This is a genomic window from Lentzea sp. NPDC055074, assembly GCF_053608005.1.
In genome coordinates this window covers 1-12,016 of the sequence record NZ_JBSGUQ010000035.1, presented here as the reverse complement: position 1 = coordinate 12,016, position 12,016 = coordinate 1, and the positions used below count along the sequence as shown (strand labels likewise).

The window sequence follows — 12,016 nt, the reverse complement described above, 5'->3', positions numbered from 1 at the left end:
ATCGGGAACGGCTCGACCCACCGGCTGATTCCACGGCGGGATCGGCGGATTTCTCGTCACTAGTGCGTTCGCCACGGCATTGCGCGGCGAGGGCACGCTTCTACCGGCACTTGCGCTTTGCCTCGGGTATTTCGCCGTATGTCGCACACCGGCGTTCCCGCGTTATCGCCGAAGGGCCAGGAGGCGAGTGCCTCCTGGCCCTGTCAGCTCAAAACCGAGAAACTCGGAGGAACTCCAAGTCAGCACACGGGCGCGAGCGGCGTCGTCTCGTCCGGCCCGGGCCGGCGGCGCCACCGGTCCAGCTTCGCGTGCTCGGTCAGCGAGATCAGCGCTTCCCGGACGGACAGCCGCACCCGCGGATCGCAGTTCATCACCGGCACGTCGGGCGAGATGCCCATCCCCCGGATGATCGCCTTCACGTCCGACCGAACGGACGCGTGCACGTTGTTCAGCGCCAGCACGTACGGGATGTTGTGGTCCTCGAAGTACCGCATCGCGTCCACGGAGTCCGCGGGGCGCATCACGTCGAACAGCACGACGGCGCCCACGGCACCGCGCACCACGTCGTTCCAGCCCGCGCGCGGGTCCTGCCACTGCGGCGCCACGAACAGGTGCAGCGCGAGGCCCGGATCGAGCCACACGCGGCCGAACTGGATGCGCACGAGCTCCGTCACACCACCGGCGCGCTCCGGCGCCAGCGAGCTCATCGTCAGGAGATCGTTCTCCACGATGGACCTGATGAAAGTGCTCTTGCCCACGCCGAAGCCACCGGCGACGACAACCTTGGCCGAGGTCAGCTCCCGACCGGGCGGCCCGGGAGGGCCGAATTCGGGAAATCTAGAGCCGACGTAGTCCACTAAGCACTCTCTCCATCAACCCGAGGTCCGGCGTGTCACCGCCCGCGGAAGCGGTCTGGTGCACGTCCACCAGACCTCGTTCCGCCATGTCGCCGAGCAACACCTTCACGACTCCCAGCGGGAGGCGCATCAGTGCGGCCACCTCCGCGACGGATCGCGGGGAGTGACACAGCTCGACAACGCGTTGGTGCTCAGCCTGCAAGATACCTGCAGACTGCCGACTCTGATCATTGGCGGAGACAAGTGTCTCGATCTGGAGGTCGATGTTGGACCGAGTGCGCCCACCCGTCCAGGCATATGCACGAACGATCGACGAGTCCTGGATCTCCTGAACGGACGACTCGAAGGCCATCGCATCCGCTTGCGGCGCAACGGGAGTCGCTTCCCGCGCGGGCACCTGCTCCGTCGGGCGCGACCGTTTCCGGCCCGAGTCCAGGGAGAACCCGTTCATCAGGTCGGCGAAGGTCTGCTCGGCGGGCGTTTCGGCCCGCTTCCGTCGTCGGTGCGCGTCTGGGGACGAGCTCATTGATCACCTCACGCTGTGCAGCTGCGCTCGCAGTTCGGGGGTGAGGATCTGGCCGACCTGGTCGACGACCACTGTCATCTCGTAGGCCACTTGGCCGACATCGCTGTCGGGGGCGGCGAGTACCGCCAAACAAGACCCGTCTCGAATGGACATGAGGAGCATGATCCCGTAGTCCATCTCGATCACGGTGCGCAACACTCCGCCACCTTCGAAGCATCGTGAGGCGGCCGTCGTGAGCGCCGCGACCCCCGATGCGATGGCGGACAGCTGGTCTGCGCGCTCGGGCGGCAGACCGGTCGACTTGGTGAGCAGCAAGCCGTCCACCGAGATCACGATCGCGTGGGCGACACCGGCCACGCGATCGGTGAAGTTCGTGATCAACCAGCCGAACTGGTCGACCTGGCGCGACTGAGGCGTGCTCATGCCTTCTCCCCGTTGTACTGGCCGTTCCCCTGGCCGTTTCCGTTCCCGATGCCGCCGAGCGGCGCCTGGCGCAGGCCCGTCTGGTAGCTGGCGAGGAAGCCTCGTGCTCGTTCAGGGTCGCGCCTCGGGCTCACGGCGGGGCGTGGGCCGGTCTCGGACTGGTCCGCGAGGTCGGGGAGCAGGTTCTTGCGCGGTGCCCGTTTCGGCAACCCGGCCTCGGTCTCCCCCGCGTCCGTCGCGGGGTCTCCCGGCTGCTCCCAGACGGTCCCGCCGGGCTTCTTCCCGAACCAGGATGCCACTACTGACGGTGACGACGTCGGCGAGGGTCCCTGAGTGGTCCGCGCCGCCGAATGATCACCGTTGACCGGTTCGCCCGAAGCTCCGCTGCCCCGGAACCACGAGGACGTCGTCTCATTTGGCGACTCGGGCGGCACGCCGTTCTGCTGGGCCGAGGCCGGGCGGGGCGTGCGCTGCGGCAGCGACTCGTCGATCGCGGCGCCGCGGAACGAGGTCCACTCGGCGGACTCGCGCGGGTGGTCGATGGTCGGCGCGGGCGCGGGTGGCGGCGCCAGGTTCGGCGTCTTCACGACGACGTGCGGTGGCTTGGGGAGGGCGGGCTTCGGCTGGGGCAGCGCGGCGTGCCGCGGCTGGGACGGCGCCGGTGTCTCCTCGTGGGAGCGCCCGAGCTCCGCCGGCACGAGCACGAACGCGCGCAGGCCCTCACGGCCCTCTCCCGCGCCGCGCAGGCGGACGGTGATGCCGTGGCGGCCCGCGAGCCTGCCGACGACGAACAGGCCCATCTGACGCGAGACGGGCACGTCCTCGTCGGTGCCGCTCGAGAGCCGCTCGTTGGCCTCGGTGAGCTCGGCGGGGCCCATGCCGATGCCCTGGTCGGCCACCTCGACGAGGACGGCGCCCTGCTGGTCGACGCGCGAGCCGATCATGACCTGGGTGGTGGGCGCGGAGAACGCGGTGGCGTTGTCCAGCAGCTCCGCGACGAGGCGGACGAGGTCACCGGCCGCGTAGCCGACGATCTCGACCGACGGCGTCGACTTCACGACGACCCGCTGGTAGTGCTCGATCTCCGACGCGGCGGCGCGCAGCACGTCCGCGAGCGGGACGGGCTGGTGGAACCGGCGGGCCGTGTCGGTGCCGGACAGCACCATCAGGTTCTCGTTGTTGCGGCGCATGCGCGTCGCGAGGTGGTCGAGCTTGAACAGGTTCGCGAGCTGTTCGGGGTTCTCCTCGTGGCGCTCCAGCTCCTCCATGAGCTTGAGCTGGCGCTCGACGAGGCCCTGCGAGCGGCGCGAGAGGTTGACGAAGATGTTCTTCATGCCCGAGCGCAGCGTCGACTGCTCGACCGCGCCGCGGACGGCCTGCTCGTGCACGGCGTCGAACGCGCGCGCCAGCTGACCGAACTCCTCGAAGGTGTGCACCGGCACCGGTTCGATCTCGGTGTCGGGCTTGCGGTCGGCGCGGATCGCGGCGACGACCTCGGGGAGGTGGTGGTGCGCCACGTCGAGGGCCGAGCGGCGCAGCTCCGAGAGCGAGCGCAGCAGGTAGCGGCCGATGACGAAGCCGAGCGTGCCGGCGATGAGGAGCATCGCGAGCAGGATCACAGCGGCGGCGCCGGCCTTGTTGGACGTCTCGTCCTGCAGCGCGCCCGCCGTGTTCGCGAGCTCGTCCTGCAGTTCGCGGACGACCTGTTCCATCAGCCGCGCGGTGGTGCCGGAGGACTTGTTCCAGTCCTCGACGGCGATGCCGAACTCCTGCGGCGGCTTGGGCTGGCCGGGGCGCGTCGCGGGCGGCGGGGTGCCTTCGGGCTGGGTGAGCGCGCGTTCGACGAGGGCGGTGCGGTTCGCGACGGCGGCGCCGGTCACGGTCTGGTCGTAGGTGCGGCGCTGTTCGGTGGTGCCGATGGCCTGGAAGTCGCTGAGGCGGTCCTGCAGCCGGATGTCGGACTGCTCCAGCGCGCGCACCTCGGGGCTCAGCAGCTTGCCGCGGCCGATCCCGGCCAGCACGAACGCGTGCTGCAGCGAGACCTGCTCCTGCGCGATGACCATGTTGTGCAGCGCGACCGCGGTGCCGGAGATGGCGTTGTCGTTGAACTGGCCGACGAGCGCCTGCTCGAAGTCCAGCAACGACTTGATGATCGCGGTGTAGCCGTAGGTGCCGCCGGACGGGTCGCCGCCGTCGCCACCCTGCGCGACCTTCTCGCGCAGGTTCTTCAACGTCTCCAGCTGACCGCCGACCTCGGCGAAGCGCTGGCGTGAGACGTCGCTGATGCCGTCGGTGCGCTCGATGCGGCGGCGCACGGTCGAGGCGGCGTTGTCGGTGGCGCTGATCTGGTTCTGGTAGGCGCCGACGCCGGAACCGCTCGTGGCGCTCTGCGCGGCGAGCGTGCGTTCCTGCTGGATGCTGGAGATCAATGGCGCGAGATCGGCCCTGAGCCGGACCAGGCCCTGGATCTGCACGTAGTTGTCGGACCGGTCGACGTAACCCGAGATCTGCAGTGCGCCCGCGCCGACCGCCACGGCCACCGGCACCAGCAGCACGACGCCGAGCTTGACCGGCAGCCGCCAGTTGCGCCAGTCGCTGATCTTTCTCCACTCGACATTCACGAAATGATCCCCACGGCGCGCTCGAAGTGCCCCACTTTCGGCTACCTCCTGGCCTGGTGAATCCCCGCGAGTCGATGTCCCCCGCAGCTCGATATCTCCATCAGCCGTATCGGGTGTGAGCGGATAGTAGGCCAGAGAGCGTGACGCGACAACGACCTGGGGCGTGCACGATCGATCACCCAGTGTGACGCCCGACCTTTTGGGGTGGTCCTGTGGCCTCCAGGGATTGACTCGCCGCCACGCGTGGTTACGCTTGCGCCTCCCACTCCCGGACTCGACGCGCTGTGTGCGCGGAACCTCGCCGGGCACTCCCCGTAACGAATGCGAGCGGTTGATGACGAAGGCGCTGCCCTCCGTGTCACGCCCGGCCACCCCCGGTTTCGCGACCTTTGACGAGCCACATCACTCATTGCTTATCGATGGTGACGGTGAGCCCGATTTCGATGCCATCCAAACGAGTGACGAATTTCTCGATCTGAAGCGCAGCGTCAAGCGATTCATTCTCCCGGCGACGCTGCTGTTCCTCGCTTGGTATGTCACGTTCGTATTGCTTTCCGCTTACGCCGCCGGCTTCATGAGCACTCCGCTGTTCGGAACGGTGAACGTCGGCTTGACGATGGGATTCCTCCAGATCGTCACCACCATCATCATCACAATGGCGTACGCGCGTTACTCCAAGCGGAAGCTCGACCCCCAGGTCGACAAGGTGCGCGCGCTCGTGGAAACCGACGAGGAGCTCGCGTGACCGGGGCGAACACCGCGATCAACCTGTCCGTCTTCGGCGTCTTCGTGCTGCTGACGCTCTACATCGTGTACCGGGCGTCGAGCCGGAACGTGAGCGCGTCGGACTACTACGCGGCGGGCAGCAGTTTCACGGGCACGCAGAACGGCATCGCGCTCTCCGGCGACTTCCTCTCCGCGGCGTCTTTCCTGGGCATCTCCGGCGCGATCGCCGTGAACGGCTACGACGGCTTCATGTACTCGATCGGCTGGGTCGTCGCCTGGCTGATCGGCCTGATGCTGATCTCCGAGCGGCTGCGCAACACCGGCCGCTTCACCATGGGCGACGTGATGGCGTTCCGCATGCGCCAGCGCCCCGTGCGCGCGGCCGCGGCGAACGCGACCCTGGTCATCTCGCTCTTCTACATGATCGCGCAGATGGCGGGCGCCGGCGGCCTGATGGCGTTGCTGCTGGACGTGCACAGCAAGGTCGGCCAGGCCATCATCATCGCGGTCGTCGGCATCGTCATGGTGCTGTACGTGCTAGTCGGTGGCATGAAGGGCACCACGTGGGTGCAGATCATCAAGGCCGTGCTGCTGATCCTGTCCGTTTCGATGCTGACGATCTTCCTGATCGGCAAGTTCGGCTTCGACTTCTCCTCGATGCTCGACCGGGCGACGCAACGCTCGCCGCTGGGCGAGGCCGTGCTGTCGCCGGGGGTGAAGTACGGCGCCTCGGACCTGTCCAAAATCGACTTCATCTCGCTGGCGCTGGCCCTGGTCCTCGGCACGGCTTCGTTGCCGCACGTGCTGATGCGCTTCTACACGGTGCCGAACGCGCGTGAGGCGCGGAAGTCCGTGGTGTGGGCCACGTGGATGATGGCGATCTTCTACTCGTGCATCCTCGTCATCGGTTTCGGCGCGATGGCGCTGGTCGGCACGGACAAGATCACCAACGCGCCGGGCGGCGAGAACTCGGCCGCGCCGCTGCTCGCGTTCCAGGTCGGCGGCACGGTGCTGCTGGGCATCGTGTGCGCCGTGGCGTTCGCGACGATCCTCGCCGTGGTCGCCGGTCTCACGCTGACGGCGTCGGCCTCGTTCGCGCACGACGTGTACGCCAACGTGATCAAGCACGGCGAGGCGGAGCCGGCCGACGAGGTCCGGGTCGCGCGCATCACGGCGGTCTGCGTCGGTGTGCTGGCGATCGTCGGCGGCATCGCGGCGAACGGCCAGAACGTCGCCTTCCTGGTCGCCCTGGCGTTCGCGCTCGCCGCGTCCGCGAACCTGCCGACGCTGCTGTACTCCTTGTTCTGGAAGCGTTTCAACACGCGCGGCACGTTGTGGAGCATCTACGGCGGCCTCACGTCGTGCGTGCTGCTGATCGTGTTCTCCCCCGCGATCTCCGGCTCGAGGTCGTCGATGTTCCCGGACGCCGACTTCGCGTTCTTCCCGCTGTCGAACCCCGGCATCGTGTCGATCCCGCTGTCGTTCCTGGCCGGCTTCCTCGGCACGGTGCTCGGCGGGGAGAAGGCGGATCCGGCCAAGCAGGCGGAGATGGAGGTGCGCGGCCTGACCGGGATCGGCTCAGGTCTGCGCTAGCAGTTCCTCCACCGCCCTGTTGAACACCTCGGGGCGTTCCAGGTTCGGCATGTGGGCGGCTCCGTCGACCACGACGAGCGTCGAACCTGGAACGCGCTCGCTCATGTACTCGGCGTCCTGCACCGGCGTGTACTCGTCCTCGCTGCCGACGATCACCAGCGTGGGCACGGTGATCGTCTCCAGCGTCCTGGTGTGGTCGGGACGTTCCGCGCGGCCCCTCAACGCTGCCGCCGCGCCTTCGGGTGAGGCGTTGTGCATGAGGCCCGCGACGAACTCGGCGACCTCGGGGTTGTGCCGCGCCACCATCTTCCACTTCACCTCGGTGGCGTAACCGGACATGCCCTCGCGCAGCAGCCGGTCCGCCATCTCGTTGCGGATGCGGCGGCCCTCCTCGGTCTCCGCCTGCGCGAACGTGTCGGCGAGGATCACGCCCTTCAGGCGTTCGGGGAACGCCCGGACGCACTGCATGACGATCTGGCCGCCCATCGAGAGACCACCGAGCACGAACTTCTCGACGCCGAGGTGGTCGAGCAGCCCGGCGACGTCGGCGGCGAAGACGTCCAGCGGGGTGGTGCCCGGGACGACGGTGGTCTCGCCGTAGCCGCGCAGGTCGGCGGTGATCACGCGCCACCCCTTCGCGCTGAAGTGCTCGACCTGCGGACGCCACATCGTGCGGTCGAACGGGTGGCCGTGCACCAGCACCAGCACCTCGCCGGTGCCTTGGTCGTCGTAGCCGATGGTGATGCCGTTGACGGTCGCGGTGCTCATGATCCCGACCGTAACCAGGGGTTTCGCTCGGTACAATCAAAACATTGCTCTCGGTGCAATGGAGCGTCTCGTGGAGGACTACCGGCGGATCGCCGACGCGGTGGCCGCGGACATCGCGTCCGGACGGCTGCGGCCCGGCGCGAGACTGCCGCCGCAACGCGCGTTCGCCCGGCGCCGACGCATCGCCGCGTCGACCGCCGCTCGGGTGTACGGCGAGCTCGCGCGGCGCGGGCTGACCGTCGGTGAGGTCGGCCGCGGCACGTTCGTGCGGGCCGGGGCCGCGGAACCCCCGCTCGCCGACCCCGGTGGTGCGCTGGTCGACCTGCAGCTGAACTTCCCGGTGCTGCCAACACAATCCTCGCTGCTGTCCTCGAGCCTGGCGACGATGCTGCGCCCGGACGTGCTGGCGGAGGCGTTGCAGGCGGGTGGCGTGACAGGCACCGCCGCCGCCCGCGCCGCGGTCCCGGAGTTGCTGGCGCGCAACGGATGGCGCCCCTCACCGTCGCAGATCCTGTTCACGGGCAACGGGAAGCAGTCGCTCGCGGCCGTCATCGCGGCGCTCGTCCCGGTCGGCGGACGGCTCGGGGTCGAGGCGCTGACCTACCCGGTGGTCCGCACGATCTGCGGCCGCCTCGGGATCACCGCCGTACCGCTGGAGATGGACGAGCACGGCGTGCTGCCGGACGCCCTGCGCGCGGCGGCGGTGCGCGCGGTCTACCTCCAGCCCGTCCTGCACAACCCGCTCGGCGTCACGATGCCTCCGCGACGGCGTGCGGAAGTCGTTGCGGCGCTGGAGGAACTGGACGTCCCGCTGATCGAGGACGCCGTCTACACGTTCCTGGCCGACGAACCACCGCTGGCCGCGCTCGCCCCGGACCGCACGGTGCTGGTCGACAGCCTGTCCAAGCGCATCGCACCAGGCCTGACGCTCGGCTTCGTCGTGCCGCCTTCCGGACTGGTCGACGAGATCGCCACGGCCGTGCGGGGCGGCGGCTGGACGGCGCCGCGGTTCGCCGTCGACGTCGCCGCGCACCACATCGCGGACGGCACGGCGGCGGCGATCCAGCACGCCAAGCGGGCGGACGCGGCGGCACGGCAGGAGATCGCGGCGGACCGGCTGGCCGGGTTCGCCGTGCGCGCCGACCCGCGTGCCTACCACTGCTGGTGGGAGCTGCCGCCGCCGTGGCGCGCCGACACGTTCGTCGCCGCGGCCGCCCGCGAGGGGATCGCGGTCACGCCGGCGGCGTCGTTCGCGGTCGGCGCGGCACCGAACGCCGTCCGGCTGGCACTGGCGTCTCCACCGCTCGAAGTGCTGACCACGGCACTGGACGTGCTCGCGGGCATCGCCCGCGGCCCAACAGATCTAGGCGCCTGAAGCAGCCGCCTGGATCGCCTTGCTGAACCGCGCCGCCGCCTCGCCGGACGTGAGCCGGAAGCCGAGCGACGGCTCCGTCAGCTCCAGCTCGAGCAGCAGCGGTGCGCCGTCGGGACCTTCGACGACGTCCACGCGGGCGTAGAGGAAGTCGCCGCGCCGCAACGAGAGCAGCTCGGCGGCCACGTCGAGGACCTGGTTCGCGAGGTCGACCTGGCGCCCAGACGGTTCGATGCTGCCCAGCCGCTCCTCGACGTAGAGGCCCGACTCGGCCTCGGCGAGACCCTGCGCCAGCATCGGTCCCTTGTGGAACGAGTGGGAGTACTCACCCGCGAAGAACACCAGAGCGGTCTCGCCGTGAGCATCCACACTGGACTGATAGGGCTGCACGAGCACCTTGACGCCGAGGGCTTCGAGATGCGCGCGGGCAGCGGCGTGGTCGGTGAACCGGCCCGCTCCGCGTGACCCGGCGCCGACCGCCGGCTTCACCACGAACTCGCCGTCCGGGAACGCGGGCTCCTCCCCCGCCCGCACCACGGAGGTCGGCACGACCGGCACACCGCGCGAGGCGAGCTCGGCCATGTACGACTTGTCGATGTTCCAGCGGACCACGGCGGCCGAGTTCGCGAGCGCGGGGACGCCCTCGCACCACTCGAGGAAGTCGTCCAGGTGCTCGGTGTAGTCCCAGGGAGCCCGCAGGACCACGAGGTCCGCGTCCACCGGCCCGCCCCACGGCTGCCACGACACGTCGACGCCGTCGCGGACCAACGCGGCGACGAGCGACTCCTCGTCGCCGTCCCCCTCGGGCAGGAGGCCGCAGGAGACGAGCACGACCCTCATGAGGTTTCCCTTCGTAGATGCCCCGGGTTTCAGCCCCGAAGGTGTGAAGTGCCACCACTTCCCCACCGGACGGGTTCGCTCGATCGGTGAGGTCTCCACCGCCCGGTCGGCGAGAACCAAGCCGATCGGGCCTACCGCCGGGCTGGCGGAACGCGAAGCCCGCGGAGCGGACGTGAGACCACTGGGCGGTACTCCGTCCCTCGCCTTGACCGGAGTGGCAGGCCGCGACGAAACAGGAACTCCCACCTGCGAGGGCGGGAACCCCCTGCTCCGGCCGGGGAAGATGTCAGGACTGCATCTTGGCCATCTTGCGGCGGTGGCCGGGGCCGATCTTGGTGGCCGCGGTCGTCTCGCGGTCCCATTCGGCCTGCTCGACGTTCTCGGCGGCCTCGACGGCCTTGGTGGCGGACTCGACGTCCTTGGTCATCACGTCGCCCATGGCGCCGTCGGCGCCGACCAGCACGATCCGCGCGCCGGCACGGCCGATCGGCTCGATCACGGCCCTGACCGCCGTGTCCGGCTTGCCGTGGGCCTTCACGAACTCGGCGATGCGCTTCTGAGTGGTTTGATCAGACACCCCCACACTGTAAAACCACCGGGTAACTTCCATCGGGTGACCACCGACACGCTCACGTCGTTCCTCTCCTGGTACTTCGACCACCACCCCGCGCACGCGGCCGGAGTGGGCTCGCTGGAGCACTACTCGACCTTCGGTGACTTCTCCGCGGCGGCGTTCGAGCAGCGGGCCAGGGAGAAGGAGGCCTGGCTCGCCGAGCTGGAGACGCTGCCGAGGTCGGTGGACCGGGATCTCGCCGTGTCGGTGCTGCGCGGGGCGTCCGCGATGGAGGCGTGGCCCGGCTGGCGGCGTGACCCGCACGAGTACTCCGGGATGATCTTCTTCGGCCTGCTGGGGCCGTTCCTGCACGGACTGCTGCCGCAGGCGGAGCTCGTCGCGTCGACCGTCGCCAAGCTGCGCGAGGTGCCGTCGGTCCTCGCCGCCGCCGAGGCGAACCTCGACCCGGCGCTGGCGTCGTCGCTGGTCGTGCTGCGCACGCTCGGCCAGGTGCGGACGGGCCGGTCGTTCCTGCTGGAGCAGCTGCCGCTGCAGGTGTCGTCCCCCGAGCTGCGCGCGACGCTCGTGGAGGCCGCCGGGCCCGCCGCCGACGCGTTCGACCGGCACGTGGTGTTCCTCGAGGACCTGGCCGTCCGGGCGGGCGGCGACTGGCGGATGGGCGAGAAGCTCTACTCGGCCCTGTTGCAGGACAAGGAGTTGCTCGGTTACGGGGCGCCGGAGCTGCACCAGCGCGGACAGGACGCCTACGCGGCGCTGGAGGCCGAGCTGGTCGATCTGGCCGGGTCGCCGGACTGGCGCGCGGTGATGACGTCGTTGCAGGACGACCACCCGCCGACCATGGAGGCGATGCGCGCCGAGTACGAGGCGGAGACCTCACGGGCGCGCGCCGCGTTGATCGAGCACTCGCTCGTGACGATGCCCGAGGGCGAGGACTGCCAGGTGGTCGAGTCGCCGCCGTTCCAGCGGGCGATCATGTCGGTCGCGAGCTACCTCGGCCCGCCGCCGCTGACCTCCAGGCGCACCGGCTACTTCTTCGTGCCGTTCACGCCGGACGGCGCGTCGGACGAGCAGGTCACGCACCGCCTGCGCACCAACGCGCGGTCGCAGCTGCCGACGATCTCGGTGCACGAGGCCTACCCCGGTCACCACTGGCACTCGGCGTGGCTCGCGGCGCAGGGGCCCGCGCACCCGCTGCGCAAGGTGTTCCGGACGTCGTACTTCTCCGAGGGCTGGGCCCTGTACTCGGAGAAGCTGCTGCGCTCGGTCGGCTACTACACCACCCGGGGCGCCCTGATGGGGCACGTCGAGGCGCGCCTGTTCCGGGCGGCGCGGATGATCGTCGACACCGCGTTGCACTGCGGCGACATGACTCCCGCCGAGGCCGAGTCGTTCATGGTGGCCCGCACGGCGCTGACAACGGGCACCGCGACGGGCGAGGTGAAGCGGTACTGCGCGTGGCCGACGCAGGCGCCGTCGTACCTGACCGGAGCACTGGAGATCGACCTGATCCGCGACGAGTACCTGGCCGCGGGGCTGGGGTCGCTCCGCGACTTCCACGACCGGATCGCGGGGTCCGGCGCGCTGCCGCTGGGGCTCGCGCGCCGGGTCGCCCTCGGAGAGGACTAGGCGCTGTCCTGCAAGTCTCGTTGGGCGACAGTAGCGGCCGAGGGACCCGGAGGCGGCACCGCCGCAACGCCCGAATACGCCCGGTATGAG

At 69.7% G+C, this 12,016-nt stretch carries 11 protein-coding genes; 4 read left to right on the top strand and 7 right to left on the bottom strand.

The features are described from left to right. Positions 1-239: 239 nt before the first annotated feature. The 4 genes from ACWF7A_RS43125 to ACWF7A_RS43110 all read right to left on the bottom strand — a co-directional run bounded on the left by ACWF7A_RS43125 (position 240) and on the right by ACWF7A_RS43110 (position 4,427). Positions 240-758 carry an ATP-binding protein gene (locus tag ACWF7A_RS43125; RefSeq protein ID WP_452256253.1) on the bottom strand — a complete coding sequence of 173 codons (519 nt, stop codon included), beginning with the start codon at positions 756-758 and terminating at the stop codon, positions 240-242. A gap of 79 nt (positions 759-837) precedes the next feature. Beyond that, positions 838-1,209 (bottom strand): DUF742 domain-containing protein, encoded by a 372-nt coding sequence (locus ACWF7A_RS43120; protein ID WP_452256252.1) that lies wholly within the window; start codon positions 1,207-1,209, stop codon positions 838-840. A gap of 177 nt (positions 1,210-1,386) precedes the next feature. After that, complete coding sequence (locus ACWF7A_RS43115; protein WP_189155995.1) at positions 1,387-1,806, bottom strand: roadblock/LC7 domain-containing protein; 420 nt, start codon at positions 1,804-1,806, stop codon at positions 1,387-1,389. Beyond that, complete coding sequence (locus tag ACWF7A_RS43110; protein WP_452256251.1) at positions 1,803-4,427, bottom strand: nitrate- and nitrite sensing domain-containing protein; 2,625 nt, start codon at positions 4,425-4,427, stop codon at positions 1,803-1,805. Before ACWF7A_RS43110 ends, ACWF7A_RS43115 begins: the two co-directional genes overlap by 4 nt. Before the next feature lie 334 nt (positions 4,428-4,761). Here ACWF7A_RS43110 and ACWF7A_RS43105 point away from each other — a divergent pair, with 334 nt between their 5' ends. After that, on the top strand, positions 4,762-5,172 hold the full coding sequence (locus tag ACWF7A_RS43105) for a DUF485 domain-containing protein (RefSeq protein WP_452256250.1): 411 nt from the start codon (positions 4,762-4,764) through the stop codon (positions 5,170-5,172). Continuing rightward, the gene (locus ACWF7A_RS43100; protein ID WP_452256249.1) at positions 5,169-6,746 is read left to right on the top strand and encodes a solute symporter family protein; all 1,578 of its coding nucleotides are present in this window, start codon (positions 5,169-5,171) and stop codon (positions 6,744-6,746) included. Before ACWF7A_RS43105 ends, ACWF7A_RS43100 begins: the two co-directional genes overlap by 4 nt. On the opposite strand, the gene ACWF7A_RS43095 is transcribed toward ACWF7A_RS43100, so the two are convergent. Beyond that, the gene (locus tag ACWF7A_RS43095) at positions 6,732-7,514 is read right to left on the bottom strand and encodes an alpha/beta fold hydrolase (protein WP_452256248.1); all 783 of its coding nucleotides are present in this window, start codon (positions 7,512-7,514) and stop codon (positions 6,732-6,734) included. The genes ACWF7A_RS43100 and ACWF7A_RS43095 overlap by 15 nt on opposite strands. 58 nt (positions 7,515-7,572) lie before the next feature. Here ACWF7A_RS43095 and ACWF7A_RS43090 point away from each other — a divergent pair, with 58 nt between their 5' ends. Further along, positions 7,573-8,889, top strand: a complete 1,317-nt coding sequence (locus tag ACWF7A_RS43090; RefSeq protein WP_452256247.1) for an aminotransferase-like domain-containing protein — start codon at positions 7,573-7,575, stop codon at positions 8,887-8,889. Here ACWF7A_RS43090 and ACWF7A_RS43085 read toward each other — a convergent pair. Both ACWF7A_RS43085 and ACWF7A_RS43080 read right to left on the bottom strand, forming a co-directional pair. Continuing rightward, positions 8,878-9,726 carry an ATP-grasp domain-containing protein gene (locus tag ACWF7A_RS43085; protein WP_452256246.1) on the bottom strand — a complete coding sequence of 283 codons (849 nt, stop codon included), beginning with the start codon at positions 9,724-9,726 and terminating at the stop codon, positions 8,878-8,880. The two genes, ACWF7A_RS43090 and ACWF7A_RS43085, sit on opposite strands and share 12 nt — an antisense overlap. Positions 9,727-10,012: 286 nt before the next feature. After that, positions 10,013-10,336, bottom strand: coding sequence for a hypothetical protein (locus ACWF7A_RS43080; RefSeq protein WP_452256245.1), 324 nt, complete (start codon positions 10,334-10,336; stop codon positions 10,013-10,015). Between the two features lie 3 nt (positions 10,337-10,339). Here ACWF7A_RS43080 and ACWF7A_RS43075 point away from each other — a divergent pair, with 3 nt between their 5' ends. Continuing rightward, on the top strand, positions 10,340-11,926 hold the full coding sequence (locus ACWF7A_RS43075) for a DUF885 domain-containing protein (RefSeq protein ID WP_452256244.1): 1,587 nt from the start codon (positions 10,340-10,342) through the stop codon (positions 11,924-11,926). Positions 11,927-12,016: the final 90 nt, after the last annotated feature.

What these genes read in the sequence shown, in the direction of transcription:
- ACWF7A_RS43105 (WP_452256250.1), top strand. Translation starts at nt 4,762, where the DNA reads ATGACGAAGGCGCTGCCCTCCGTGTCACGCCCGGCCACCCCCGGTTTC.
- ACWF7A_RS43080 (WP_452256245.1), bottom strand. Translation starts at nt 10,336, where the DNA reads ATGGAAGTTACCCGGTGGTTTTACAGTGTGGGGGTGTCTGATCAAACC.
- ACWF7A_RS43120 (WP_452256252.1), bottom strand. Translation starts at nt 1,209, where the DNA reads ATGGCCTTCGAGTCGTCCGTTCAGGAGATCCAGGACTCGTCGATCGTT.
- ACWF7A_RS43095 (WP_452256248.1), bottom strand. Translation starts at nt 7,514, where the DNA reads ATGAGCACCGCGACCGTCAACGGCATCACCATCGGCTACGACGACCAA.
- ACWF7A_RS43090 (WP_452256247.1), top strand. Translation starts at nt 7,573, where the DNA reads ATGGAGCGTCTCGTGGAGGACTACCGGCGGATCGCCGACGCGGTGGCC.
- ACWF7A_RS43085 (WP_452256246.1), bottom strand. Translation starts at nt 9,726, where the DNA reads ATGAGGGTCGTGCTCGTCTCCTGCGGCCTCCTGCCCGAGGGGGACGGC.
- ACWF7A_RS43115 (WP_189155995.1), bottom strand. Translation starts at nt 1,806, where the DNA reads ATGAGCACGCCTCAGTCGCGCCAGGTCGACCAGTTCGGCTGGTTGATC.